31 protein-coding genes are annotated in these 24,616 nt (G+C 43.4%); 4 read left to right on the top strand and 27 right to left on the bottom strand.

The features are described 5' to 3' along the window. Positions 1-104 precede the first annotated feature (104 nt). The 19 genes from J2Z20_RS02690 to J2Z20_RS02600 form a co-directional block, all read right to left on the bottom strand. Positions 105-980 carry a polyprenyl synthetase family protein gene (locus J2Z20_RS02690; protein ID WP_415639990.1) on the bottom strand — a complete coding sequence of 292 codons (876 nt, stop codon included), beginning with the start codon at positions 978-980 and terminating at the stop codon, positions 105-107. A 22-nt stretch (positions 981-1,002) separates the two neighbouring features. Continuing rightward, a complete protein-coding gene (gene xseB, locus J2Z20_RS02685; protein WP_209847217.1) occupies positions 1,003-1,260 on the bottom strand; it encodes an exodeoxyribonuclease VII small subunit in 258 nt (85 codons plus the stop codon). Further along, positions 1,232-2,614 (bottom strand): exodeoxyribonuclease VII large subunit, encoded by a 1,383-nt coding sequence (xseA, locus tag J2Z20_RS02680; protein WP_280921720.1) that lies wholly within the window; start codon positions 2,612-2,614, stop codon positions 1,232-1,234. The genes xseB and xseA overlap by 29 nt, the downstream gene beginning before the upstream one ends. Positions 2,615-2,625: 11 nt before the next feature. Continuing rightward, the gene (gene folD, locus J2Z20_RS02675; RefSeq protein ID WP_209845094.1) at positions 2,626-3,483 is read right to left on the bottom strand and encodes a bifunctional methylenetetrahydrofolate dehydrogenase/methenyltetrahydrofolate cyclohydrolase FolD; all 858 of its coding nucleotides are present in this window, start codon (positions 3,481-3,483) and stop codon (positions 2,626-2,628) included. 47 nt (positions 3,484-3,530) lie between these two features. After that, positions 3,531-3,989 carry a transcription antitermination factor NusB gene (gene nusB, locus J2Z20_RS02670; RefSeq protein ID WP_209845092.1) on the bottom strand — a complete coding sequence of 153 codons (459 nt, stop codon included), beginning with the start codon at positions 3,987-3,989 and terminating at the stop codon, positions 3,531-3,533. Between the two features lie 135 nt (positions 3,990-4,124). Beyond that, positions 4,125-4,358 carry a DUF2273 domain-containing protein gene (locus J2Z20_RS02665; RefSeq protein ID WP_209845090.1) on the bottom strand — a complete coding sequence of 78 codons (234 nt, stop codon included), beginning with the start codon at positions 4,356-4,358 and terminating at the stop codon, positions 4,125-4,127. Between the two features lie 14 nt (positions 4,359-4,372). Next, complete coding sequence (gene amaP / locus J2Z20_RS02660; protein WP_209845088.1) at positions 4,373-4,912, bottom strand: alkaline shock response membrane anchor protein AmaP; 540 nt, start codon at positions 4,910-4,912, stop codon at positions 4,373-4,375. A gap of 70 nt (positions 4,913-4,982) precedes the next feature. Beyond that, a complete protein-coding gene (locus J2Z20_RS02655; protein ID WP_209845086.1) occupies positions 4,983-5,390 on the bottom strand; it encodes an Asp23/Gls24 family envelope stress response protein in 408 nt (135 codons plus the stop codon). A gap of 127 nt (positions 5,391-5,517) precedes the next feature. Continuing rightward, the gene (accC, locus tag J2Z20_RS02650) at positions 5,518-6,861 is read right to left on the bottom strand and encodes an acetyl-CoA carboxylase biotin carboxylase subunit (protein ID WP_209845083.1); all 1,344 of its coding nucleotides are present in this window, start codon (positions 6,859-6,861) and stop codon (positions 5,518-5,520) included. 16 nt (positions 6,862-6,877) lie between these two features. Beyond that, positions 6,878-7,381, bottom strand: coding sequence for an acetyl-CoA carboxylase biotin carboxyl carrier protein (accB, locus tag J2Z20_RS02645; RefSeq protein WP_209845080.1), 504 nt, complete (start codon positions 7,379-7,381; stop codon positions 6,878-6,880). A gap of 133 nt (positions 7,382-7,514) precedes the next feature. Then, positions 7,515-8,309: a SpoIIIAH-like family protein gene (locus J2Z20_RS02640; protein WP_209845078.1), complete on the bottom strand. Its 795-nt coding sequence runs from the start codon at positions 8,307-8,309 to the stop codon at positions 7,515-7,517. Between the two features lie 34 nt (positions 8,310-8,343). Next, positions 8,344-8,988 (bottom strand): stage III sporulation protein AG, encoded by a 645-nt coding sequence (gene spoIIIAG, locus J2Z20_RS02635; RefSeq protein ID WP_209845076.1) that lies wholly within the window; start codon positions 8,986-8,988, stop codon positions 8,344-8,346. 13 nt (positions 8,989-9,001) lie between these two features. Continuing rightward, positions 9,002-9,769, bottom strand: a complete 768-nt coding sequence (gene spoIIIAF, locus J2Z20_RS02630; protein WP_209845074.1) for a stage III sporulation protein AF — start codon at positions 9,767-9,769, stop codon at positions 9,002-9,004. 11 nt (positions 9,770-9,780) lie between these two features. After that, positions 9,781-10,989 (bottom strand): stage III sporulation protein AE, encoded by a 1,209-nt coding sequence (gene spoIIIAE, locus J2Z20_RS02625; RefSeq protein WP_209845072.1) that lies wholly within the window; start codon positions 10,987-10,989, stop codon positions 9,781-9,783. Between the two features lie 17 nt (positions 10,990-11,006). Continuing rightward, the gene (spoIIIAD, locus tag J2Z20_RS02620) at positions 11,007-11,396 is read right to left on the bottom strand and encodes a stage III sporulation protein AD (protein WP_209845070.1); all 390 of its coding nucleotides are present in this window, start codon (positions 11,394-11,396) and stop codon (positions 11,007-11,009) included. Positions 11,397-11,406: 10 nt separating this feature from the next. Further along, the gene (gene spoIIIAC / locus J2Z20_RS02615) at positions 11,407-11,610 is read right to left on the bottom strand and encodes a stage III sporulation protein AC (protein ID WP_209845068.1); all 204 of its coding nucleotides are present in this window, start codon (positions 11,608-11,610) and stop codon (positions 11,407-11,409) included. 56 nt (positions 11,611-11,666) lie between these two features. Further along, positions 11,667-12,185 (bottom strand): stage III sporulation protein SpoIIIAB, encoded by a 519-nt coding sequence (spoIIIAB, locus tag J2Z20_RS02610; protein WP_209845067.1) that lies wholly within the window; start codon positions 12,183-12,185, stop codon positions 11,667-11,669. Further along, positions 12,178-13,170, bottom strand: a complete 993-nt coding sequence (gene spoIIIAA, locus J2Z20_RS02605) for a stage III sporulation protein AA (protein WP_209845065.1) — start codon at positions 13,168-13,170, stop codon at positions 12,178-12,180. The genes spoIIIAB and spoIIIAA overlap by 8 nt, the downstream gene beginning before the upstream one ends. 81 nt (positions 13,171-13,251) lie before the next feature. Continuing rightward, positions 13,252-13,518 (bottom strand): YqhV family protein, encoded by a 267-nt coding sequence (locus tag J2Z20_RS02600; protein ID WP_209847214.1) that lies wholly within the window; start codon positions 13,516-13,518, stop codon positions 13,252-13,254. A 183-nt stretch (positions 13,519-13,701) separates the two neighbouring features. On the opposite strand from J2Z20_RS02600, the gene J2Z20_RS02595 reads away from it, so the two are divergent. Further along, positions 13,702-14,415, top strand: coding sequence for a 2-phosphosulfolactate phosphatase (locus tag J2Z20_RS02595; protein WP_209845064.1), 714 nt, complete (start codon positions 13,702-13,704; stop codon positions 14,413-14,415). 86 nt (positions 14,416-14,501) lie between these two features. Here the strand turns inward: J2Z20_RS02595 and J2Z20_RS02590 are convergent, their stop codons facing one another. The 5 genes from J2Z20_RS02590 to J2Z20_RS02570 all read right to left on the bottom strand — a co-directional run bounded on the left by J2Z20_RS02590 (position 14,502) and on the right by J2Z20_RS02570 (position 18,676). Further along, on the bottom strand, positions 14,502-15,755 hold the full coding sequence (locus tag J2Z20_RS02590; RefSeq protein WP_209845062.1) for an aspartate kinase: 1,254 nt from the start codon (positions 15,753-15,755) through the stop codon (positions 14,502-14,504). Between the two features lie 154 nt (positions 15,756-15,909). Further along, the gene (gene efp, locus J2Z20_RS02585) at positions 15,910-16,467 is read right to left on the bottom strand and encodes an elongation factor P (RefSeq protein ID WP_209845060.1); all 558 of its coding nucleotides are present in this window, start codon (positions 16,465-16,467) and stop codon (positions 15,910-15,912) included. Between the two features lie 81 nt (positions 16,468-16,548). Then, complete coding sequence (locus J2Z20_RS02580; RefSeq protein WP_209845058.1) at positions 16,549-17,622, bottom strand: M24 family metallopeptidase; 1,074 nt, start codon at positions 17,620-17,622, stop codon at positions 16,549-16,551. Between the two features lie 40 nt (positions 17,623-17,662). After that, the gene (gene aroQ, locus J2Z20_RS02575; RefSeq protein WP_209845056.1) at positions 17,663-18,112 is read right to left on the bottom strand and encodes a type II 3-dehydroquinate dehydratase; all 450 of its coding nucleotides are present in this window, start codon (positions 18,110-18,112) and stop codon (positions 17,663-17,665) included. Between the two features lie 75 nt (positions 18,113-18,187). After that, complete coding sequence (locus tag J2Z20_RS02570) at positions 18,188-18,676, bottom strand: YqhR family membrane protein (protein ID WP_209847211.1); 489 nt, start codon at positions 18,674-18,676, stop codon at positions 18,188-18,190. 161 nt (positions 18,677-18,837) lie between these two features. Between J2Z20_RS02570 and J2Z20_RS02565 the strand changes: the two genes are divergently transcribed. Together J2Z20_RS02565 and J2Z20_RS02560 are read left to right on the top strand one after the other, a co-directional pair. Continuing rightward, positions 18,838-19,830: a DUF1385 domain-containing protein gene (locus J2Z20_RS02565; protein ID WP_209845054.1), complete on the top strand. Its 993-nt coding sequence runs from the start codon at positions 18,838-18,840 to the stop codon at positions 19,828-19,830. 5 nt (positions 19,831-19,835) lie between these two features. Further along, the gene (locus J2Z20_RS02560; RefSeq protein WP_209845052.1) at positions 19,836-20,165 is read left to right on the top strand and encodes a hypothetical protein; all 330 of its coding nucleotides are present in this window, start codon (positions 19,836-19,838) and stop codon (positions 20,163-20,165) included. Positions 20,166-20,201: 36 nt separating this feature from the next. On the opposite strand, the gene J2Z20_RS02555 is transcribed toward J2Z20_RS02560, so the two are convergent. The 3 genes from J2Z20_RS02555 to mntR form a co-directional block, all read right to left on the bottom strand. Then, the gene (locus J2Z20_RS02555) at positions 20,202-21,173 is read right to left on the bottom strand and encodes a patatin-like phospholipase family protein (RefSeq protein ID WP_209845050.1); all 972 of its coding nucleotides are present in this window, start codon (positions 21,171-21,173) and stop codon (positions 20,202-20,204) included. A gap of 106 nt (positions 21,174-21,279) precedes the next feature. Continuing rightward, positions 21,280-22,842, bottom strand: a complete 1,563-nt coding sequence (locus J2Z20_RS02550; RefSeq protein ID WP_209845048.1) for a family 10 glycosylhydrolase — start codon at positions 22,840-22,842, stop codon at positions 21,280-21,282. A 72-nt stretch (positions 22,843-22,914) separates the two neighbouring features. After that, positions 22,915-23,340, bottom strand: coding sequence for a transcriptional regulator MntR (gene mntR, locus J2Z20_RS02545; protein WP_209845046.1), 426 nt, complete (start codon positions 23,338-23,340; stop codon positions 22,915-22,917). A 199-nt stretch (positions 23,341-23,539) separates the two neighbouring features. On the opposite strand from mntR, the gene splB reads away from it, so the two are divergent. Continuing rightward, complete coding sequence (splB, locus tag J2Z20_RS02540) at positions 23,540-24,610, top strand: spore photoproduct lyase (protein ID WP_245251841.1); 1,071 nt, start codon at positions 23,540-23,542, stop codon at positions 24,608-24,610. The last annotated feature ends 6 nt before the right edge of the window (positions 24,611-24,616 follow it).

Below are 24,616 nucleotides of genomic sequence, written 5' to 3'. Positions count from 1 at the left end.
ATAAAAACACTCCATCCACATGGAGTTTAATTAACGATTTGACAATTGATAAAATATATACTTCATTATATCACAATAGGGCTTATTTCAATAATACGTGATCATTAATGATCGCGTTTCACTAAATAATCCGCGATTTCAAGCAATCGCTCCGGATGAGCGAAATTTGCGTCCGTTATTGCTTTTTTTGCTGTTTGAGTGAGTCTCTCCACTTCGGATATCGAAGCTTCAACTCCAATAAAATAGGGATACGTTACTTTTTGCTGTTTAACGTCACTCTGCGTTTTCTTTCCGAGCTTCTCTTCATCGCCTGTCAAATCGAGAATATCATCTTGAATTTGAAAAGCGAGCCCTAAGTGACGGCCGAAAGCCGCAAGCGCTGTAAGCTGTTCCTCCGTAGCATTCGCGATTCTGCCCCCAGCCATCAATGAGAAGATGATGAGATCACCGGTTTTGTGCAGATGAATATATTTTAGTTGGTCCAGATCCGTAATCCCTTGCTCTCCCTCAATGTCAGCAGCTTGTCCGCCAACCATGCCTTTAGGACCGGCAAGCACAGATAAATCTTCTACAATATTGAGTACTTGCTCTGCAGGGACCTGATGCCCACGAGCTGCTTGAACAATGCTGTAAAAAGCATGCGTAAGCAAAGCATCTCCCGCAAGTATCGCCATTGCCTCACCATACACTTTATGATTCGTCAGCTTGCCTCTTCGATAATCATCGTTATCCATGGCTGGCAAATCATCATGAATTAATGAATACGTATGGATCATCTCAATCGCGCATGCGACCGGAAGCGCTGCTTCTCGGCTGCCGCCCAAAGCTTCTGCCGCAGCAATAACAAGCAAGGGACGCAGCCGTTTGCCCCCTGCCATAAGTGAGTATTGCATCGATTCCCTGAGATTCGCAGGAACGTCCCAACTGCTGGGAAGACATTCTGAAAGGCTTGCTTCTACTAAAGCTGTAACTTCTTTCATGTAATCACGAAGCAGATCTTGATTATTCAACGTCGTCTTCACTCTCCTCAAGGATTGGAGAGAACGGTTTCTTACGAAGCTCGCCATCTTCCTGTACAATCATCTCAATTTTACGTTCTACTTGCTCTAGCTTCTGACTGCACAGCTGAGACAGCTGCATGCCGCGTTGAAACAAATCAATTGCTTTCTCTAGAGGAACATCGCCGTGCTCAAGTTCTGACACAATCTCTTCAAGCTGATTCATCGCTTCTTCAAAGTTTAGTTCTTTCGCCGTTTTCATCGCCATCCGTCTCCCCCTTCATTGCCCAGACCTGAGCATCTAGCTCACCATCGTTTAATTTAATTTTAACCAAATCGCCGAGCTGTACATCATTGATTGACTTAATTAATCGTTTCTCCCGTTCATCATAGACAAGGCTGTACCCTCTGGCCATTACTTTCAGCGGGCTGAGCGCATCCAATTGCCGAATGCCTGTAGAAAGCTGCTGAGTCTTGCTTCGCAAAATGGATTGCATCGCAAGCTGAAGCTTGCGCTCACTGTCCACGGTGCGACGCTTCGCGAAGACAACCTGCTCGCGCGGATCATAGCGGAGCAGCCGCTGATGCAGGCGGCCTTGCCGCTCCTGCGTCAATGCGAGCCGCGATTCGACGCGGCTCTTGAGGCGGTGCTGCAGCATATCGAGCCGCTCGGCATGCTGCAGCATGTAGCGGCGCGGCTGCAACAGCACCGGAGATCGCTGCAGGCGGCCGAGCCGCTCGCGATATTGCTGCACTTTATGCAAGAGCCCGCTCTGCAGCTGGCGCTGCCGCTGTTCAAGCTGTGCCTTAACGTCGGCGGCGTGCGGAACCGCAAGTTCCGCAGCAGCTGTCGGTGTGGCTGCGCGCAAATCTGCAGTGAAATCAGCGATGGTGAAGTCAGTTTCGTGTCCGACAGCGGATACGACCGGAATCTGTGAAGCGAAGATAGCCCGCGCCACCATCTCTTCGTTAAAAGCCCACAGCTCTTCGAGCGATCCTCCCCCGCGACCGACGATCAATACATCAGCTTCGGCCATCTCATTCATCTGCTCGATCGCCTTAACAATCGATGGAGCAGCCGACTTCCCTTGTACAAGCACCGGATACAATAGAATAGGCACTTGTGGAAACCGTCTTTGAAGCGTCGTTATAATATCGCGTACAGCCGCCCCGGTTGGTGAAGTGATGACGCCAATTTTCCTAGGATATCTAGGAAGCGGACGTTTACGCGAAATATCGAACAAACCTTCTTGCGCAAGCTTATTCTTTAACTGTTCATAAGCTAAATATAAGCTTCCGATGCCGTCTGGCTGCATTTGAGTCGCATAAAATTGGTACTGTCCATCTCGTTCATACACCGTCACATTGCCACGCGCGATGACCATTGTTCCCTCTTTAGGAATAAACGCCAATCGCTGATTATGGGAAGCGAACATAATAGCCTTGATTCGGCTGTCTTTATCTTTCAGCGTAAAGTACATATGCCCGCTTGAATGATGAGTAAAGTTAGAGATTTCACCGCGAATCCACACTTCAGACAAGAGTGTATCCGACTCCATCTTCATGCGAATATAACGGTTAAGCTCTTTAATAGAATAAATGCGCTGTTCCACCAAGCATCGCCCCTTTAGGCTAATCCGTGCGCCCGTTTCGCTGCCACCAGCGTGTTCCGCATGAGCATCGTGATCGTCATAGGTCCTACTCCGCCAGGAACAGGCGTAATGGGTCCAGACACTTCTTTAACCGATTCAAAATCAACATCGCCCGCCAATTTACCATTTTCGAGACGATTCATACCTACATCAATAACTACGGCACCTGGTTTGACGTAGCTCGCATCAATAAAATTGGCCTTACCGATAGCGACGACTAAAATATCAGCTTGTCTAGCCAGCTCTGCCATGTTCGTTGTTCTTGAGTGACACATCGTAACCGTTGCATTCTCACGTTGAAGCAGCAGAGATACAGGCTTGCCGACGATATTACTGCGTCCGATGACTACAGCATGCTTGCCGGCTATTTCGATACCCGCACGTTTAATTAATTCGATCACACCTGCTGGAGTACAAGGAAGCAAACTATCATCACCAATGACTAGATTCCCTACATTGACAGGATGGAAGCCATCAACATCTTTTTCTACGGCAATTGCATCAATAATAGCCTTCTCATCAATATGTTTCGGAAGCGGAAGCTGTACTAAGATCCCGTTAATGTTCTGCTGCTCATTCAGCTTATGAACTAGCGCGAGCAGCTCTTCCTGTGAAGTGGAGGCCGGGAGACGGTGAACTTCCGAGTAGTAACCCAAATCGTGACACGCCTTCTCCTTATTACGCACATATACTTGAGAAGCTGGATCTTCACCGACTAAGACAACAGCCAGACCCGGAGTCACGCCTTGCTTAGCAAGGGCTGCCACTTCTTGACGGATACTTTCTCTGATGTCATCTGAAACTTGTTTGCCATTAATAATTGGTGCTGTCATTTGCTTTCTCTCCCCCATGATCTATTGTGTTAGATAATTATTTCATCTCATTTGATTACATGCTTTGTCTTAAGCTGCTCCAAATCATGAATCATTTTCCCAAGCACGCCATTTACGAACTTACCGGATTGTTCTGTGCCAAAATGTTTGGACAGTTCAATCGCTTCATTAACGGCTACCTTCGGAGGAACATCGCTCGAGAAAATCATTTCATATACGCCTAGTCTTAAAATTTGGCGGTCTACCCTTGATAAACGGCTGACTTGCCAGTTTTTCAAATAATCCTTCAAAATATCGTCGAGCACTTCTTTGCGTGACCATACATTTCGAACAAGGTCAACCACGTAAATGCGCATCTCATCTACATTGCGAATTTCAATTTGTGTTTCGTTATCTTCATGAGCTTCGGTAAGCAGCATCCATACAGCTGCCTCGGGCTCAACTTCATTCATTTCCATCTGGTACAAACTCTGTACCGCGATTTCTCTTGCTAGACGTCTTTTCATTACGGCCTCCTGAGGTTTAAATCGATATATTTAGTATGCTTGACTCATGAACAAAAAAAACCTGCGATATTCTCTCTCCGCAAAAATGGGCAGAATGAAGCGGCTCTTTTTTTCGGAGAAAGCGTATCGCAGGGTTCATTTGAATGGACGCCACCGTTGCAACAGCCAGTTTCCAATCTCTCTCCATGGAAAAATAGATCCGAGCTGTAAATCTCTCGTTTTGCCAACAGTGTAGCCTATGAACACTAACAGTGCAAAGAACAACATATTCCAAAAACCGAATATCAAATAAATGATGCCGAAAAAAATGCCTGAGACAACACCGATCACACGACCTCTGTGACTCTCCCAAATCTCTTTCCATAACATTCGGGAACTCACCTCTATTCTACTCGACTCTTAAAGTTTGGCGATTGAACGAGGTTAGCGATATACACAGACACTTTCGATACTGGAATGCCAGTGATGTCTTGAATATAATCATGTACTTGCTTTTGCATGTCTTGCGTCGTTCCTGGAATTGGAGTTTCTCCATCCACAGCGGCGCGAATTTTAATGTCCAGTCCTGATTCTAGAATATGAATTCTAGCTTTCAAGTCTTTGACACCGCGGATTCTAGATGCCGCTTTAAGACATAGATTCTCAATCGTGTCTACTGAAATTTGAATATCACCGTACTCCGTCCGTTGATCGATCGAGGGAAGCGAAGCACGATCACGGCGAATCGATATGTAAAAAAAACGAACGCTGAGCAAAAAGAGAATTACTGCAACAGAGATAAACGTTCCAAAAAACACCGTTTCTTGACCATAACCGATTGTAAAAGAAACTGCACCCGTCATAAATAGGATGGTAATTACGGAGATGACGCCAATACTTAAGCTATAAATAAACAGCAAAAGCCTGTCCAAAATTTTAGCCACGAGCAGTGCAGCCTCCTTAAATTAGAGTAAACCCCTGACATAAGATGTCGGGGGTTTGTCACTTAAGTCATTATTTAACCCGATGACTCAGGTCTGTATCTTCAGTTTTGTCTGCCGATTTGAACTGAACATCATGAATATGAACATTCACTTCAACAACAGTGAGTCCTGTCATCGTTTCGATCGAACGCTTTACATTACGCTGAATTTCGGTAGCAACCTCAGGAATTCGATTTCCATATTCCACAATAACGGATACATCTACAGCTGCTTCCCGTTGTCCAACTTCTACTTTTACGCCTTTTGATAAGTTTTTGCGCCCAAGAAGTTCAACGATGCCTCCTGCAAATCCGCCGCTCATGCCAGCTACACCTTTTACTTCAATCGTTGCAAGGCCTGCAATGACTTCAATCACTTCAGGAGCGATTTGAATTTCACCGATATCCGTACGTTCAAATTCAGATGGTAAAGTACTCATTGTCTTCATTCCCCTCCGGATCAGTTTGCTCGTTCATCATTTCGTTACGATATGCGCATCTATTACCAATACTATAACATTTCGGTAACATGTTGACAAACAATCGTTTAGGTTCATGAATCAAAGCCTAAACTTCATGTTCCTCTAGAAATTTAATATCAAAATCACCTTGAACAAACACCGGATGTTCGAGCAGTCTTTGATGGAACGGGATCGTTGTTCGAATTCCATCGATCGCGAATTCCGCCAGAGCTCTCTTCATTCTTGCAATGGCTTCTTCCCGAGTCGGTCCCCAAACGATAAGCTTCGCAATCATGGAATCATAGTAAGGAGATATCGTATAACCCGGATAAGCACCGCTGTCTACCCGTACTCCAGGGCCGCCAGGTTGCAGGTAAAAATCGATTTTACCAGGTGAAGGCAAGAAGTTGCGATCCGGATCTTCAGCATTAATCCGACATTCGATAGACCAGCCGTTAATAACGATATCTTCTTGGCTGAACGACAGCGGATTCCCCTCAGCAACCGAAATCATTTCTTTGATCAGGTCCGTGTTCGTGATCATTTCTGTCACAGGATGCTCTACTTGAATTCGAGTGTTCATCTCCATGAAATAGAACTGACCATCAGGACTGAGCAGAAACTCTAGAGTACCCGCTCCAGAATAATTAACTGCTTGTGCTGCCCGCACAGCAGCTGCTCCCATCTCCGCACGTTTCTCAGGCGTCAATATTGGACAAGGAGCCTCTTCTACGAGCTTCTGTCTGCGGCGCTGCACAGAACAGTCTCTTTCTCCTAAATGAACGACATTGCCATGCTTATCGGCTATGATCTGAATCTCAACGTGCTTCATGCCTGTTAAATATTTTTCTAAATAAACCCCAGCATTCCCGAATGCTTTCTCCGCTTCCTGCTGAGCCGTTGTAATTTGCTGAATGAGCGATTCTTCGTCCTCTGCAATTCGGATCCCTTTACCGCCGCCGCCAGCAGTTGCTTTAATAATGACAGGATAGCCAATATCACGTGCGACCATAATCGCTTCATCCAAGTTTTCGATCAGTCCATCAGAACCGGGAATAACAGGTACGTTAGCATCCTTCATCGTTTGCTTCGCGACTGCTTTGTCACCCATCTTCGTAATCGCTTCTGCAGATGGACCGATAAATGTAATGTTACAAGACTCACATATTTCTGCGAAATCTGCATTTTCAGATAAAAATCCATAACCCGGATGGATCGCATCGCATTCTGTCAAAGTCGCAACACTCATTAAATTCGTAAAATTCAAATAACTGTCTTTAGAGAGTGTAGGACCGATACAATAAGCTTCGTCCGCTAGACGAACATGCAGAGAATCTTTATCTGCTTCAGAGTATACGGCTACTGTTGAAATACCGAGCTCACGACAAGCACGAATAATGCGAACGGCGATTTCCCCGCGGTTCGCGATTAATATTTTTTGAAATTTCATATGCACATCCTCCTCTTTACTCTGGTTTCACTAGGAAAAGAGGCTGTCCAAACTCAACTAGTTGTCCATTTTCAGCTAATACTTCTACAATTTCACCTTTAATTTCTGCTTCAAGTTCATTCATCAGCTTCATCGCTTCAATGATACATACAGTCGTTTTCTCATTTACTTTATCACCGACATTAACAAAAGGACCGGCATCTGGAGATGGTGATCGATAAAAAGTTCCAACCATCGGTGAAACAATTTTATGTAAGTTTGCCGTTGTATCAGCTTTTGCATTTGCCTCATTGTTGTTTGCAGCTGCATCTGATGCAACCGTTGAATTTGACATTTGTGGTACTGCTGATGCTGCCGCTTGATATGATGGGATCATTTGCGCAGGTTGTACAGTCAACACTTCACTTTTACCCGGTTTACGGATTAATAGGCGAGCACCTTCATTCTCAATTTCAAGCTCCGAAACGGAGGTTTGATCCACCAACTTGATCAATTCCTTGATGTCGCTTAATTTTAACATTAATATTTCACTCCTTCAGCGAATCTAACAAAGCCATGTTTCGGACAGACACATAACTTTATGTATTATATCACAAACGTAAGAAATGGAAAGAGCCCAACGTTTTTACGGACTCTTTCCATATTTTCTCTCATTATTCAGTTACGTATTGCACACTCACTTTATCTTGCGTAACGCCGAGTTCCTTCATCACCATGTCTACGATGCTTACAGCTTGAGATACTTCGAGTTTATCGCTGAGGACGACAACTTTATAGCGATTGTCGTCTTCTTGAACCATCGCATTTGCGAAGCTTCGTTGAAGCTGCTCTTCAATGTTTGTAATTTTAGCTTCTTTCTCTTCCAGGGCACGAAGTTGTTCGGCAGCTTTTGCAGACTCATCTGGGTCCTTAGAGAAATCGTTGGCAATCGCCATTAGACTTTCTTCTTCTTTGGTGTTGTTTTGAGCCCGTTGCCATTGATAGTTAGTGAAGGTATCATTCACTGTGCTTTGGGAAGCTACTTCTTTAAGCACTTCTCCGTCGTCCTTTGATGTGCCAGCGGCAGCTGTATCCTTCGCTCCCTTAGCTGCGGAATCCTTAGCCGCTTTGCTGCTAGTATCTTTGGCGGTCTGAGAAGCTGTGTCAGCTGCTTGATCGCCACTCACATCTTTACTTGTGTTCTTACTGTCTACCTTAGCAGTATCTGTACCTGATGAGTTAACTTGGCCATCGGTTACCACTTCATTCAGAACAACTTCATCTCCTGTGTCTTTGTTTTGGGAAGAAGTTTCTTTAGATGATGTACCATCTGTCTTCGTCACTTGCTGACCATCTGCAACAGGCTTTTTGGAAGAACCGGAATCATCCGTAAACAGGTAGTAAGCTGATAGCACGACCATCAAACTTAGCATTGATACTAACCAAATCGTTTGTCTTTTCGTATTCATTGTTTTTTCCTCCTTAAGGATCCATTCAAATTATTTAGTCAGACTGTTTTCTTGGAACGACAGATATTCGGTAAGCAGGTACGTTCAAACCTTTTTCAACCGCATCAACGATTAGCCCTTTGACCACTTTATTCTCTGCGCCTTTCGCAACGACCAGAACACCTCGAACCTGTGGTTTAAGCTTCTTCGTAATAATCGGGGTTTGATCTCCAGATACCTCATAAGTGACAATTTGCCCATCACGAGTAAACTGGGTTGTATGTCTCTTGCCCCCGCTTGCATCGTTCTCATCCGTGAGCTGCTGAGAATCCGTCACGTTGCGCTGTACCACAATTTCTTCTGTAGAATCAACGGTAACCATAACGTCTACTGTGCCGACACCTACTATTTTCTCCAGTATTTCTTTCATGCTTTCCTCTAAATCTGACTCTATACCTTCAAACGGATTATTCTCATTGGTACTGTCTGTTTGAAAGGCCGACTTTGAAGATTGCTGAGGCGGCTCTCTCCCAACATTTTCAGATTCAACTTTTTTTACATTCACAAAGGAGTTAAAGAGCATAATGGCGATTCCGATCAGTGCCAGAATGATTAGCATCCGAAATGTTCTAAGCCGTCCAATTCCGCCTCCTTGACCTCCGCCAATCCATGCTTCAATTTTCTGAAGCCACTTTGCCATTTTAATCCCCCCCTTACAATTTAATTTGTTCTCCCATATCACCGTAAACGGCGATCATATCTTGATTGATTTGCCACTCTTTACTGATCAGTTTACGAATCGTTTCTGCACTGGTCGTTAGAGCAGCAATTACGTCTGGATCAACTGTACCCTTCTTACTGGATTCGGCTGCGGAAACTTCGCTTTTACTCGCTTCAACATCATTCAATTTCACTTCAACTTGCACTTTGTCTATTTCTGGCACCGAGACGCTTATTGGTTTATCCTTCTGCTGAGAATGGGAATCGGCTGTACGATTGCTGGATGAATCGAAATACACATCAACTGATTTTATTTGCGGAGTTTGAGAATCATCTTTCGCTGTATTTGGCTGAGGTAATAATATGGCAACTTTGACCTTAGCTATAGGCTGATCTACAGCCTTCGATATTTGATCTTTCATTACTGAAGCGACTTGTTGGCTAACGATCTCCAAGGTAGAAGATTCGTCCTTCTTCTTTAGCTTCTCAGCTTGAGCCATAATTTGTTCGATGCTGACGTCTTTTGTATTTGATGAAAAACCTGAGAGCTTATTTTGAGCGGACATGGCCTGTTTCATGACTGTTTCTGGATCTTTGGTAAGCAGATCAATGATGGGAGTTAGAAGTGTTAACAGAATAAGCAGACTGAGCACAAGCCTTACATAGCGCTCCATTGAGCGATTTGGGAGAATCAAATCGACGAAGGTAGCGAGCAAAATAATAAATATAATTTCTTTCAGCCATTCACTGAGCCACGACAACTGCTGTCACCTCACCTCATCATGACGGTCACATTTCCAGCTGTAAGTAAAATGGTGATCGCCATGAAAAACATCAATCCGACGGCCGCAAGCGCCGCAAAGACATAAAACATACTTTTTCCAATGGTGCGTAAGCAAGTGACGATCGGAGTATTTCCTAGTGGCTGCATAACTGCTGCTGATATGTTATAAATGAGCGCCAGCGTCAATATTTTGATTGCCGGGAAGGCGCACAGGAAGAGGATAATAATGACTCCGGTTAATCCGATAGCATTTTTGACGAGCAAAGAAGCAGAGATAACCGTGTCCGTTGCATCAGCGAACATTTTACCGACTACGGGGACAAAGTTTCCTGTAATATATTTAGCCGTCCTCATCGTGACTCCATCGGTTACAGAACTCGTAACACCTTGTACAGAAATGACGCCTAGAAATATTGTAAGCAATATACCTAGAAGACCTGCGCTAATATTGCGCAGCAACCCTGCAAGTTGAGTCATTTTATACTTATCTGACATAGAGCTTACGATATAGAGAACTGCGGAGAAGAACAGTAATGGAAAAATGACAAAGTGTATCAATGTACCTACTGTATGGATCATGAAAACTATGAGCGGGTGCGTCATCGATACGGTAACGACATTTCCCATCGCAGCTAGAAGTGTAAACAACAGCGGAACCATTGCCATCATAAAATTAATCATGCTGTCTATCGCATCCTTCGCATATCCGATGGCGACATTAAAACTGTTAATGGCTAGTACGATGATGACCATATAGCAAATGGAATATGCTACTTTGCTGACGGCTTTGCGCTCGAATGCGGTCTGAAGCGTTTCTAGAATCATACTGAACACTGTGAGCATTACAATGGTGACCAGAAGCTTTCCGTTATACAGTACCTCGTGCCACATAAACTCTAGAAGTCCGCGAAAGACGTTTTTTAAACTGAACCCTTCTCCTCCAGGCAGCAGCATATCCATAAAGGAAGGTACCTTCTGATCTGGAAAAAAACCTCCATACTGTGTCATCAGTTTATCCCAGTACTGCTCTACCTGATCGGTGGGGAGCTGCTCCGCTTGCTGCTTGATCCATTCGTTCGAAGGGGAATCCGCAAAGAGCTGACCCGTAGAGGAGAAGAGCAGGCACAAGAAAATGATGAGAATCGGTGTCAGCTTGCTGCTTGGGTTAAATAGTTTGATAGATTTGAGATCATTCATTGTTTATCCCCATTTCATTATGCCGGCAGCAGCTTCATCACCGTTTCTATAATGATGCTAATAATCGGGATAGCGAGCGCCATAATGAGCACCTTTCCAGCAAGCTCGATTTTCGAAGCTATACTCTCTTGACCAGCATCTCTTACGACCTGAGCACCAAACTCAGCGATGTATGCGATACCTATAATTTTTAGAATCGTCTTCAGATAGATCATATTAATACCCGAGGATTCCGCTAGTTTATCTAGTACGTTAACAATCGCGCCTATTTTTCCAATCAGGAACAGAAAGATAATAATCCCAGTACATGTTGCGATAAGGAAAGCGAACATCGGTTTCTGCTCTTTAATAATCAATATAAGAATGGTGGCAATGAGTCCTAGACCAACCACTTGAATCATTTCCATGGATGCTCACCTACTGGAAGAGAAAAATGGATTTAATTTGTTGAAATAATTGATCGAGCAGGCGAACCACCATAAACAGGACAACTACAAACCCAATGACGGTTACCCAATGAGCCATGTCCTCTTTTCCCATCTGTTTGAGCACCGTATGAATCATGGCTATAATGATACCAATGCCCGCAATTTGAAAAATGGCATTTACTTCTAAGTTCATCAATAGGCACCTCGCTAATCAACTTCAGTATGTGTCAAGCCGCTCTGAAATTGATTTTAATAGATCAAAATGACGACTAATGCTCCAGATAACAATCCTAAACTTTTGCACATTTTCTCATATCGGGCCTGATCATCACGCGCTGAAACTTCCTCGCTCTGGAGCTGCTGAATTGCCAGCGAAATATAATTCATTTGATCCTGACGATCGCTGACGCCAAGATTGTATCCGAGCTGATAAAGCACATCTCTTTCCGCGGATTTCATAGCTGTGTTATGCCAATTCGATCTAATTGCCTCATGAATGCAATCTTGGGCCGTCATTTGGCTTGGATGATTCATCAATTGTGAAGCTTGCAAAAACAAGGTGTGTAACGGCTCCTTCATCTGCTTACTTATACGGTTTAAGGCATCAGGCAACGGTGTGAATCCATAACTGATCTCGGTGCCGAGCCGCTTTAATGCAAGTATTAAGTCTCGTATCTGCTTCGGCCTACCTGCGAACTGCTGAGCTTTCAGCATTCCTGCTGAAGTTCCGGCTAGCAGTATGAGCGCTGCTCCAATAAATTTAAGCATCACTAGCCCCGCCTCTCGTACTTGCTGTTTGAATACCCCTCTTCTTGCCATCGAATAGACGAAATTTAATATCTCGATTGCTGCGATGCAACAGGGCGTACATTTGAAATAGCTGACGTTCCATTAAATCCGCGAGCACCGGGCGTTTCTCGAGTTCGTCTATATCGGAGCCGTGTACTGTCGCTATTACCCGAATGCCTGCATGCAGCGCTTCTGCAATCGCCTCTGCATCCTCTGCTCGGCCAATTTCATCAACCATGAGAACTTGGGGAGACATTGACCGAATCATCATCATCATCCCTTCTGCCTTGGGACAACCATCCATCACATCTGTTCTGCTGCCTACATCAAAGCTTGGCACTCCCTTTAAACTGCCTGCGATTTCAGATCGTTCGTCCACAATACCTACCTTCATTCCGCGCCATTTCGCTTCCGGATGCCCCCATGACCCGTTGCTGATCTGCCTTGCTAAATCTCGTATAAGCGTTGTCTTTCCATGCTGCGGCGGAGAGACAATGAGAGTATGAAACACACTTCTCTGCTTAAAATCAAGCAAATGAGGCAAGATGGAATCTGCTACTCCCTGAATCTCTCGAGCAATTCGTATATTAAATCCACTAATATCGCGAATATGCTCAACTTGTCCGTTACTCAGCACCGTTCGTCCTGCCAGACCGATACGGTGACCCCCAGGGATGGTGATGAAACCTTTGCGAAGTTCTTCTTCCATCGTGTACAAAGAATGATTTGTAATCAGATCGAGCAGTTTATGGCCCACTTCCCTTGTTGGTTTATATGCCGCTTCAGCATCATCCGTTAAACTTCCGAATGCAGTAACAAAGCTGTGCTCTCCTCCGGCGTTCACCTCAAGCGGCCGTCCCTCTCTTATTCTGATTTCTTCCAAAAGAGCGAGCGATACTTTCGGTAAATTTAGTAGTATTGAGTGTATCGGCTCAGGAATGACCGTCAACCAATTGAGTTTCATTATCCGTACCCCCAAGTTGTCCTTTTCATTTCTTAAGACATGTGTATGCCTGTACTTTTGTTTTATGACGGAGTAACTCTATCATTTTTTCAAAATACCAAATAAGAGACAGAATACTCCGCAGCCAATCCAAACGATTTTATCCCATGAAAGCTTATCAGCGATCCCCATCAGCCCAATCGTCGTTGTTGTGATGAGTACAAGCGGGCCCACAAAGGCAAGCATTGAATTTACAACAAGCGCTTTATCGACTTGTCCTAATCTCAGCATGATAATAGCTGCTAATATTTCGATACACCCTGAAATAATCCTTAAAGATGCCATGCTGGTCACAAACTTGTCCATAATTTCTAACCTCCCTTTCTAGGAACTCTTGTAAATAGATATGCAGAGAACTATGTTTCTAGCCTCATATTTATAGAAATGAAAATAGGCACATGACCAGAAAACTCAGCATATATTATCTGCATAAATGAATGAGGGTCAGGCATTTGCAAAAAGGTTGTGTAATTTGTAAGAGGAGGACGTTCTATGCATGTGGATGTCATCGCTTGCGTCAATGAAGCAAGATCTAATTGTTTCTCACTTAAAACAGCAGTCGTTATTGACGTATTGCGAACAACCAGCACAGTGATAACAGCACTATTTCATGGCGCTGCAGGAGTTATACCCGTAGAGACGGTTCCGCAGGCGAAGAGTATAAAGCAGGAGAATGTCATTTTGGGCGGTGAACGATTCAGCCGCAAAATACCCGGTTTCGACGCAGGAAACTCACCTTATGAATATATGTCCGAAGACGTGATCAATAAGTTTGTTGTCCTTACTACCTCAAACGGAACACGGGCGATTCATAAATCTTTAAGAGCATCAAAATTACTCTTAGGCGGGTTTATCAATGCGAGGGCTTGTGCATCTGCCTTATTAGCGCTGCGAAAAGACATCATCATTATGTGTGCTGGAAATCAAGATGAATTTGCCATTGAGGATGGATTGTGTGCTGGAATGATCATTAAGGAGCTGATTGCTGCATCGCAAACCAAAATTAAAATGAACGATTTAGGGACGGCGATGTATTACGCCTTCTTAGGCTGCGAAGATCAGTTGTATCATGTCATACTGGGCAGTGCATGGGGACATAAGATGGAGAAGATGGGGTTAGCGGCTGATGTTGAATACTGCTGTGGTTTAAACCAAGTTCCGATTGTTCCAATATTGGATGAGGACTTCATTTTGCGTTCAATGTGATGATTTATATACAGCATGAAAACAAATAAAAAGGCTAATCACCGCCATTCGTCTGGCAGGATTAGCCTCTTTCATATGATATACAGTTATCGTCTTTCTTGCGGTCCGCCGACGAATACTTGCTCTGCAGTGTCTAAGTTATAAACTGTATGTAGAGCGCGAACAACTTCTTGGAGTTTGCCAGCTTCGATCACGCACGATACTTTAATTTCCGAGGTACTGACCATTTTAATACTAACACCTTGCTTAGAAATGACATCAAACATTTGGGCAGCAACACCAGGATGACTTACCATGCCTGCACCTACAATCGAAACTTTCACCAAATTTTCTTCTGATGTCACTTCGCGGTACGGAAGCGTGCTGCGAACGTTCTTGATTACTTCCAGTGCTTTATCTAAATCTGTAAGAGCGACCGTAAAGGAGAAATCCGCTTCTCCATTTTGAACCCCACTCTGTACAATAATATCTACGTCAATTTTCTCTGCAGCGAGAGCGCCGAATACTTTGGCTAGCACGCCAGGAATGTCTGCAACACCCAGAATACTAATTCTCGCTACATTTTTATCATAGGCAATACCGCTGACTACAACACCTTGCTCCATACTCGCATCCTCCTTAACTACCGTACCTTCATGATGATTAAAGCTTGAACGAACTACAAGCCGCACTTGGTTATGCTTCGCATACTCTACCGCACGCGGATGAAGAACTGCTGCACCTAAGTTCGCAAGCTCCAGCATCTCATCATACGATATTTCGTTCAATTTACGCGCACATTTCACAATTCGCGGATCTGTCGAATAGACGCCGTCCACGTCTGTGTATATTTCACACACGTCAGCTTTAATGGCCGCTGCTAGGGCTACTGCCGTTGTATCTGAACCGCCCCTGCCAAACGTTGTAATCTCTCCATCTTCCGTCATGCCTTGGAAGCCGGCGACAACAACAATTTTACCTTCATTCAATGCATGAATAACACGATCTGGCTGAATATCGGTAATCCGAGCTTTGCCAAAAACAGGCTCTGTTCGAAAACCTGCCTGCCAACCTGTAAAAGAAACGGCTTCGCGGCCAAGATTATGAATAGCCATCGATAACAAAGCGATTGAGATCTGTTCACCTGTTGTCATCAAAATGTCCATTTCACGTGCAGGAGGTTGTTCATTCAGAAGCTTTGCCTGATCAATTAAATCATCGGTAGTATCGCCCATCGCCGATACAACAACAACACATTGATGACCTTCATCTTGTTTTTCTACGATGCGTCTGGCGACGCGTTTCATGCGCTCCGTATCTCCGACGGAACTGCCTCCGAATTTCATGACGTATAAAGCCAACGCAGATCCTCTCCCTACCATAGTGCTGTCTAAGTAATTTATCACTTTAACTCAGTATAATACGAAAATGCTTGATGAAGTCAATGTTTTTCGAATTTTTCTAATAAAAAAATTCCTCCTTCGATCATCGATGGAGGAATTTGTAATATATAGATTACGCACGAGAGATGTACTTGCCGTCGCGAGTATCAATCAGAAGAACGTCTCCTTCATTAATGAAAAGAGGCACTTGTACATTCAATCCAGTTTCTACTTTAGCATTTTTAGTTGCACCAGTAGCTGTGTTTCCTTTGATACCTGGCTCAGTTTCAACGACTTTCAGCTCAACGCTGTTCGGCAAGTTAATACCAATAATTTCACCTTGGTAACTAATGATATTAACGTTCATGTTTTCTTTAAGGAAGTTAAGTTCCCATTCCAATTGTTCGCTTGTCAAGCTGAATTGGTCGTATGTTTCATTGTCCATAAATACATGTTCTTGACCACTAGCATACAAGTATTGAACTTGACGATTGTCAATTTGAGCACGGCCGATGGTTTCGCCAGCACGGAATGTACGCTCTACAATGTTGCCATTGCGCAGATTTTTAAGTTTAGAGCGAACAAATGCCGCACCTTTACCAGGTTTAACGTGTTGGAAGTCAAGGACCGTAAAGATATCACCGTCCACTTCTACCGTTAATCCAGTTTTAAAATCGTTAACATTGATCACGAAAATAACCTCCTAAGTTAGATAGCCATATATGAATTAATACATATAAACCAATTCATATCATAATAAATATGAAATTGGTTACCGTAATACGGTATATTCTTTGCTGGAGTGCGTCAACCTTTGGACACCATTCTCAGTGATTAAACAATCGTCTTCAATCCGAACTCCGCCAATGCCCGGCAAGTAGATGCCAGGTTCAACGGTGACTACCATTCCTGGTTTAAGGATGTCGTCACTAAGTTTGGACAGACGCGGAGCTTCATGCACTTCCATTCCGAGACCGTGTCCCGTACTATGTCCAAAATAATCGCCATACCCATAACGTGCAATGATATCACGCGCTAGGGCATCTGCTTCTTTCCCAGTCATTCCTGGACGAATATGCTCGACCGCATGAAGCTGGGCTTCAAGCACGATGTTATAGATCTCTTTCAGTTTTGGCGCTGGATTACCGATGGCAACTGTACGAGTTAAATCGGAGCAGTAGCCGTTTAACAATGCACCGAAGTCCATCGTAATGAGTTCATCATTTTGAATAACACGATCACTTGCTACACCATGAGGTAATGCGGATCGTTCTCCTGAAGCAATAATAGTATCAAAGGATGATGACGTTGCACCATTACGGCGCATGAAAAATTCCATTTCCAGCGCTGCATCGCGCTCGATCATGCCTGGTTTGAGGACTGTCAGCATATGATTAAAGGTTAAGTCTGCTAAATCAGCAGCTTTTTGCATTAAAGCGATTTCCTGCTCATCTTTGTAGATGCGCAGACCTTCAACCAAGCCAGAAACAGGGATTAATTTAATGCCTTGAAGCTGCTCTTCATATGACTTGTAAGTGCCGAAAGAAACATTGTCTTGCTCGAAACCAAGCTCTTTAATATGAAGGGAAGCCAGTAATTGCCCCACTGTCTCCATTACTTTTGGCGCATGTTCGATGATGCTGTATCCTTGTACTTGTTCTGACGCCTGAACCATATAACGGAAATCTGTCAGAAAATAGGCTTCGTAATGAGTCACTAGAACGAAACCAGAGGTGCCTGTAAATCCTGTTAAATAACGGCGATTAATTCCGCTTGTGATGAACATCGCTTCCAGATTACGCTGCTTCATCGCCTCACGCAGTTTCGTCAAACGATTATTGCTCATTTCATTCTCCCCTTTCCCACTCATTCTAAAGAATGGTTAATTACGGTTTGGACTCACTTTCCAAATAACGCAGCAACGCAATTAATCCTACTTCGTAGCTAACCGCGCCAAAGCCTGCAATTTGTCCAACTGCTACAGGGGCTATGACCGATTTATGACGAAACTCTTCCCTGGCATGAATATTAGACATATGTACTTCTACCGTTGGAATCTTTACGGATGAGATTGCATCACGTATAGCATAGCTGTAATGTGTGAGCGCACCCGGGTTCATTAAGATTCCGTCCGTATGGCCCATCGCTTCATGAATACGGTCAATAATGTGCCCTTCATGATTGGACTGAAAAAATGAAATCTCCACGCCGAGGTCACCAGCTAACTTCTGTAAGTTTTCTTCAATAGAAGTTAAACTTACCGTTCCATAAATACCGGGTTCACGAATACCAAGCAAATTCAAGTTAGGCCCGTTAATCACCAAAATTCGGTACATGGTATTCACACCCTCCCTGTAAAATAGCCAAAAGTTATTTTACCATAGGAATCATCTTCTTGAGAAGTATTTAGGTTAACTGACTGTTTGCTGCTCATCTCGAATTCGTTCTTCATTGAACTCTGTGGCTACTGTGTATCCAATGAACACCCCCCAAAGAATGAATAGACAAAACTCGCATATTATCGTATTCCAAGGCAGATGACTTAGCCGCTCCATCATTCCAACTTGCGGACCCGCTATAAGGAATAGAAGCAACCACCATATAACACCGTAAGCGATACCGGGCCATGGGCCTTTTAATTTACGAAACAGAGCCGTATAGATCAGACTTGCTGCGATCGACAGCAATATAAAAAATAACCAACCAAGAAGAAAACCTGAAGCTGACCTCATAAACGAAGTTCCAAAAAATGGCTTAGCTGCAAATCCAGGCGAGATAACAGAGAAATGCAAAACATAAAATATCCATCTGATACCTCCCCAAAACAAACCGGCAAAAAATCCAAGCTCAAGTGAAAAATAGAACGGATTTGTACGCTGCTTAGCAGAGGTCTGCTCCATCACCACGATCGTCTAAATCCCCCTTCATGACATGTACTGCACATGCGCTAATTATTTATGGTAGTATGTGCAATTTTGTACTCACTAATCAAAGTAGAAATATTGCCTGAAATTCGCTACAATGGAATCAAACATATCTGTTCTTAGGGAAGGTGAAGTATTTGCCTAGGCAATCAAGTCCAGTCAGCTACGGTGGCCAAGCAGTCATTGAAGGTGTTATGTTTGGCGGCAAACACGTCAATGTCACAGCCGTGCGGCGGAAAAATCAAGAGATTACGTTCTACGAAGTACCTAAACAAACGAAATCATGGGTAAGAAATCTTAGAAAAATTCCTTTTCTCCGTGGAATTGTCAGTCTGATCGATTCCAGCGCGCAAGGCACCAAACATTTAAATTACTCTTCTGATGCTTATGCAGATGATCAACTAAGTCCTGAAGAACGTGCGCAGCAAAAGGCTGATGAACAATCGAAAATGAGTTTAACGATGATTTTAGGAGTTGCTGTTGTCGGCGTATTATCCTTCATTGTTGGGAAAATTCTTCTTACTCTTGTTCCCGTGTTTATTGAAGATTTTCTGTTCCATAGCGCTTTTGAGAGCAGAGTGCTTCATACGCTTATTGAAGGTATTATTAAAATTATTTTGCTGCTCGTCTATTTATGGGCTATTTCACAAACTCCGATCATAAAACGTTTATTTCAATATCATGGCGCAGAACATAAAGTCATAAGCGCATATGAAGCCGGAGAGGAACTAACCGTCGAAAATGTGCAAAAGTACACTCGGCTTCACTACCGCTGCGGCAGCAGCTTTATTGTCTTAACCGTCATAATTGGCGTCATCATATATTCCTTCGTTCCATATCATAATTTATGGGAACGAGTATATGAGCGTATACTATTACTCCCTGTCGTTATAGGTGTTTCATTCGAATTTCTGAAATTGACGAATGCCATGCGTGATATTCCAGTTCTTCGATTTCTCGGTTATCCCGGCCTTTGGCTGCAGCTTCTGACGACCAAAGAGCCAATGGATGATCAAGTTGAAGTCTCCATCGCATCTTTCAAACGGATGATGGAACTGGATGAGCAGCTAGAACACAGTTCAGTCATTGAGTCTTTAAGCAGTGCCTCATTTGATCCCGTGAAAGGATGATTCTCATGAGAATGCAAGCCATTATCTGCTGGATCATTATAGGTCTTGCGGCCTTAGGACTGGTAACTAGTTTTTATGATGGGTCATTTTGGATGAACCTAATTGTACCTTTTCTCGTGTTTGGCGTTGTCTGGCTGCTCTATCGTTATCCAACTCGGGGTTACAGAACAACGTTAAGAAAGACACCTAAAGTAAAACCATCATCACGAACGATGGAAAAGGTCTCAGCATCGCGTTCCAAACCATCCAGTAAACGTAAATCGTACCCGTTCCAAGTGATCGATGGGCACAAAGGAAAAAGAGATTCCGATGATCAATTACCTAAGTATCATTGAAAAAGGCGCCTGCTGTGATAAGCAGGGGCCTTTCGTTTATATTTTATAAGTTTTATCTTGGAACTTATGGAACTGATCTTCATACATTTTTCTATCCCATCTTTTGAAAAACCGTTGACCCGCTTGCACTCCCGAATCATAAAGCAGCAAGCTCTCCTCGAGTGTAATGTGAAACTGCGTCGTCCCAATACCGAGCGTAGGAATTTTAATCGTACGATACCGATTATGTTGTTCTATATAACGTTCATCGTGCGCCGAAAGCATCGTTTCCACCATCGCTTGCAGCATACTGAACGGACCGTTAATTTTATGCGGTTTATTCCCGTTCTTTCCTACCATTTGAAAGCCAACAGTCGGAATAATCTCCCCCGTATCACGATTTTTCTCCTTATCAAACAGCCAAAGCGGAAAATTACTAAGCATGCCGCCGTCAACAATATAAACAAATTGTTCGGCGAACGGCTTACCTTTGCCTTTGTCTACAGACAACCTTAATCTCACCGGATCGAAAAAATAAGGAATGCTGCAGCTCATTCGGATGGCTTTGGCTACCTCGAAGCTTTCAGGTTTTATGCCAAAGCGCTCCAAATCATCGGGAAGAACTAATATTTTGCCATTCGAAATATCAGATGCAATAATAAGCAGCTTGCCTTTAGGCAAATCCCCGAAGGTACGTACTTTTTTTCTAAGTAAAATTGTTCGAACCCACTCTTCAAGTGCCTCTCCAGAATATAAACCTTTCTTAAGCAGCACACGCAGTACAGGTCCAATAATTCCTATGTTAAATATAGGCGCACGTTGAAGTAAAGACATAAACGGCATTTCCGTAATAATCTCCTTCATCTCTTCGGACGTATATCCAGCTGCGATGAGTGCAGCGACGATAGAACCTGAGGAAGTGCCGGCAACTCTATGGAACTTAACCCCGCTTGTTTCTGCAGCTCTTACTGCTCCAGCAAGCGAGATGCCCTTCACTCCTCCACCTTCAAAGACTCCATTGATAAACACAAAAAATCAACCCCCGTCCCCTGCTAAGCCGCCTGTAACAGGTCTATTGCTTATGTATGAGAACGAGGGTTGTCATTATGTCTTTTTAATGAACAGATTAGATAAATTATTGATAATATGAGTGCAATGCTTCTTTAATGCCAAGTGGATTTTTACGTAAATCTTTGCTGCTGAAAAAGATGCTTCCGTTAATTTGCGGATACTGCTCATTGTATTTTAACTGGTTTATAATCTCATCAGCACTTTGCCATCCCGCTTCATTCGTTCCCACTTTATAGATTGCATGACCAATGTACAGCTGCACGTTTGTATCAGAGGTTTGCCGAACCCACCAGTCGACAACCTTGTCGTATCTGGCGCTTGCATTCGATAAACTCCAATATATTTGCGGGGCAACGTAATCAATCCACTCGGACTTGATCCAAGTTCTTACATCAGCATACATGTCGTCATAGCTCGTTATGCCTGCTTTTGTATCCGAGCCTAGGGGATCAACTTTCTGATTTCTCCAAACTCCGAATGGACTTATACCAAACTGGACACCAGGCTTCGCTTCATGAATGCTGTATCCTAATTGCTGAACAAATTCATTGATATTGTTACGGCGCCAATCGCCTTTGGAAGTGAATCCTTTGGAATTGTACGCCCTAAAAGCATCATCATCATTAAATTTATTCGACGAAGATTCGCCTGACGGATAGAAATAATCATCTAAATGAACTCCATCAATATCATAGTTTCGAACCACTTCCATAATGACATCAAGCACATATTTACGAGCGTCAGGAATCCCTGGATTAATGTATAGCTGCCCCCCTTGGGAAACAATCCAATCCGGATGGGCTTTGACAACATGATTCGCAGCCAGCTGATCTTTGTTCGTCGTCGTATTCGCTCGGAATGGATTAAACCATGCATGAAACTGCATACCGCGATTGTGCGTTTCTTCGATCATAAACTGCAGCGGATCATACCCTGGATCTTTACCTTGAGTACCTGTAAGGAATTTTGACCAAGGTACAAGCTTTGATGGATAGATGGCGTCGGAAGAAGGTCTAACTTGCACGAACACGCTATTCATCCCCATCGATTGCAAGTCATCTAGCAATGCTATGTATTCTTGTTTTTGCTGCTCTATTTTTCCATAGGAACTTACCGTAGGCCAGTCCAAATTATAAATGGTAGATACCCAGGCTCCTCTTAAAGAGGTGCTTTCATGATTGCCATCTGAGGATGTCATGACAATCGTCTGAGCTTTTTGATTCCATACTACCTGAAGACCAAGCTGTTCACTGACAAAACGAAGCGGAACCATCACCCGGCCTTGTTTAATTTGTACTGAGGTTTCTAATTTAATCGTCATGCCGTTCACAGAGGCTGTATTCAAACCATTCGTCAGTTTTAGTTCGTGGCCTGATTTCGTTATGGTTACTGTCTTACTGCTCTGCGACCAATCTGCACTTGCACCTAGACCTTCGCTAATGACACGAAGCGGAACCATCGTAACGTTTACCTTAGTTAAAATATAAGGAGGCACGTCGCTGTCGATTTTACGTCCATCAAGATAAATTTGAATGGATGAAGACTGAGCATAAAGTGTAATTCCAGTTGAAGATATACATAATGCGAACATGGCCAAAAGTATAGCCCACCTGCGTAACAACCTCATTATTTCTCCCCCTGCTTTCATAGTCATTGCATCTAAATAAAAAGCATCTGCCAGAGGTGACAGATGCCTTACTTACGAATTGCTAACGAGCTCATTATGAATATCGCGAAGGTCTTCAAGTCTCTTTGGGTCACGTCTAAAATATTCAACTAAAGTTTCTATGCATGTGATAGAATCCCAGCTTAAATGATGCTCAATTCCTTCAACATCTTTATAAATATTTTCTTCTTGGACGCCAATGGTTTTGAGAAAATCCTCCAGCAATTGATGGCGGTCCATCAATCGTTTCCCCATTCTCTTCCCTTTGTTCGTCAAAATTAATCCACGGTATTTTTCATAGACCAAGTATTCGTCCTTGTCTAATTTCTGAATCATTTTAGTGACGGACGAGGGATGTACTTCCAAACCTTCCGCAATGTCGGAAACGCGAGCGTATCCTTTTTCGTCTATTAACTTGTAGATGCGTTCCAAATAGTCTTCCATACTAGGCGTAGGCATTCATTCCATCTCTCTCTTCCTCTAATTTTGCAAAATCATACACTTTCAGTTCAATCTCTGCTCTAGTAATGATACATGTTATTCTTATAGCTTGGCAAGTCCGAGGGCATTGTAATTTGGCTCATTTATTACCAAGATTGCTTCGCAAAAAGCAATAGCATAATAAACATATTGCTAAATAGAGAGGAGTGAAGCATTATTGGGAACTGCCATTCTAGAACCACAAGTCAAGAATAAAATAAGGCCTACCAAGCCGTTTGTTCCGGATTTGGTTTATTTTGAACCTAGGGCGCTGGAATATCCGAAAGGCGCGAAAATTATGGAATGGGTGAAATCGCAAAACATCCCTTACCGCATGACAACCTCCCATAATCGGATCACCAATCTGCCGGGTGAAACGGAACTTGAACAATATAAAAATGCAAAAAGAACGTTAGTTGTTGGAGTAAGAAAGACATTGACCTTCGATCAATCTAAACCGTCTGCTGAGTATGCTATCCCCATTTCTACAGGATGTATGGGACATTGTCATTACTGTTATTTACAGACTACTCTTGGCTCTAAGCCTTATGTGCGGGTGTATGTGAATACGGATGAAATTTTGGGTGCAGCAAAAAGGTATATTGAAGAACGTGCTCCGCAAATAACGAGGTTCGAAGCTGCTTGTACTTCAGACCCTGTTGGTCTCGAGCACATTACAGGTTCATTGGCTGAACTCATTGAATTTATGGCTAATGAAGAGTTCGGAAGACTGCGCTTTGTTACGAAGTATCACCACGTCGATTCGCTGCTGAATCTAGAGCACAATGGCCATACCCGCATTCGATTTAGCGTCAATTCAGATTACGTCATTAAGCAATTTGAACCCGCTACATCCAGATTCGAAGAACGGATTGAAGCTGCTTCTAAAATAGCCCATGCAGGTTATCCACTAGGCTTTATCATAGCACCTATTATATGGTATGAAGGATGGCAGGAAGGGTACGCAGAACTTCTGCAGAAATTAGAGAAGGCTCTTCCGAAGGGGCTCAAAGACTTAACATTCGAAATGATTCAGCATCGCTTTACGAAAACATCAAAAGCGATCATTGAGAAGCGTTATCCGAAAACAAAGCTTGAGATGGATATTGCAAAACGTAAAACAAAATGGGGTCGTTGGGGGCAATATAAGTACGTATATCCCGATGATCAACAAACCGCCCTGCGAGAGTTTATCACAGAGCGGATTTTCGAACATTTTCCAGATGCCAGAATTGATTATTTTACTTAAATGATC

The organism is Paenibacillus sediminis, assembly GCF_017873765.1.
Taxonomy (GTDB): Bacteria; Bacillota; Bacilli; order Paenibacillales; family Paenibacillaceae; genus Paenibacillus_AG; species Paenibacillus_AG sediminis.
This window is presented reverse-complemented; position numbering and strand designations above follow the sequence as displayed.

What these genes read in the sequence shown, in the direction of transcription:
- J2Z20_RS02690 (WP_415639990.1), bottom strand. Translation starts at nt 980, where the DNA reads ATGAAAGAAGTTACAGCTTTAGTAGAAGCAAGCCTTTCAGAATGTCTT.
- xseB (WP_209847217.1), bottom strand. Translation starts at nt 1,260, where the DNA reads ATGAAAACGGCGAAAGAACTAAACTTTGAAGAAGCGATGAATCAGCTT.
- folD (WP_209845094.1), bottom strand. Translation starts at nt 3,483, where the DNA reads ATGACAGCACCAATTATTAATGGCAAACAAGTTTCAGATGACATCAGA.
- nusB (WP_209845092.1), bottom strand. Translation starts at nt 3,989, where the DNA reads ATGAAAAGACGTCTAGCAAGAGAAATCGCGGTACAGAGTTTGTACCAG.
- J2Z20_RS02665 (WP_209845090.1), bottom strand. Translation starts at nt 4,358, where the DNA reads ATGTTATGGAAAGAGATTTGGGAGAGTCACAGAGGTCGTGTGATCGGT.
- J2Z20_RS02655 (WP_209845086.1), bottom strand. Translation starts at nt 5,390, where the DNA reads ATGAGTACTTTACCATCTGAATTTGAACGTACGGATATCGGTGAAATT.
- accC (WP_209845083.1), bottom strand. Translation starts at nt 6,861, where the DNA reads ATGAAATTTCAAAAAATATTAATCGCGAACCGCGGGGAAATCGCCGTT.
- accB (WP_209845080.1), bottom strand. Translation starts at nt 7,381, where the DNA reads ATGTTAAAATTAAGCGACATCAAGGAATTGATCAAGTTGGTGGATCAA.
- J2Z20_RS02640 (WP_209845078.1), bottom strand. Translation starts at nt 8,309, where the DNA reads ATGAATACGAAAAGACAAACGATTTGGTTAGTATCAATGCTAAGTTTG.
- spoIIIAG (WP_209845076.1), bottom strand. Translation starts at nt 8,988, where the DNA reads ATGGCAAAGTGGCTTCAGAAAATTGAAGCATGGATTGGCGGAGGTCAA.
- spoIIIAE (WP_209845072.1), bottom strand. Translation starts at nt 10,989, where the DNA reads ATGAATGATCTCAAATCTATCAAACTATTTAACCCAAGCAGCAAGCTG.
- spoIIIAD (WP_209845070.1), bottom strand. Translation starts at nt 11,396, where the DNA reads ATGGAAATGATTCAAGTGGTTGGTCTAGGACTCATTGCCACCATTCTT.
- spoIIIAC (WP_209845068.1), bottom strand. Translation starts at nt 11,610, where the DNA reads ATGAACTTAGAAGTAAATGCCATTTTTCAAATTGCGGGCATTGGTATC.
- spoIIIAB (WP_209845067.1), bottom strand. Translation starts at nt 12,185, where the DNA reads ATGCTTAAATTTATTGGAGCAGCGCTCATACTGCTAGCCGGAACTTCA.
- spoIIIAA (WP_209845065.1), bottom strand. Translation starts at nt 13,170, where the DNA reads ATGAAACTCAATTGGTTGACGGTCATTCCTGAGCCGATACACTCAATA.
- J2Z20_RS02595 (WP_209845064.1), top strand. Translation starts at nt 13,702, where the DNA reads ATGCATGTGGATGTCATCGCTTGCGTCAATGAAGCAAGATCTAATTGT.
- J2Z20_RS02580 (WP_209845058.1), bottom strand. Translation starts at nt 17,622, where the DNA reads ATGAGCAATAATCGTTTGACGAAACTGCGTGAGGCGATGAAGCAGCGT.
- aroQ (WP_209845056.1), bottom strand. Translation starts at nt 18,112, where the DNA reads ATGTACCGAATTTTGGTGATTAACGGGCCTAACTTGAATTTGCTTGGT.
- J2Z20_RS02570 (WP_209847211.1), bottom strand. Translation starts at nt 18,676, where the DNA reads ATGGAGCAGACCTCTGCTAAGCAGCGTACAAATCCGTTCTATTTTTCA.
- J2Z20_RS02560 (WP_209845052.1), top strand. Translation starts at nt 19,836, where the DNA reads ATGAGAATGCAAGCCATTATCTGCTGGATCATTATAGGTCTTGCGGCC.
- J2Z20_RS02550 (WP_209845048.1), bottom strand. Translation starts at nt 22,842, where the DNA reads ATGAGGTTGTTACGCAGGTGGGCTATACTTTTGGCCATGTTCGCATTA.
- mntR (WP_209845046.1), bottom strand. Translation starts at nt 23,340, where the DNA reads ATGCCTACGCCTAGTATGGAAGACTATTTGGAACGCATCTACAAGTTA.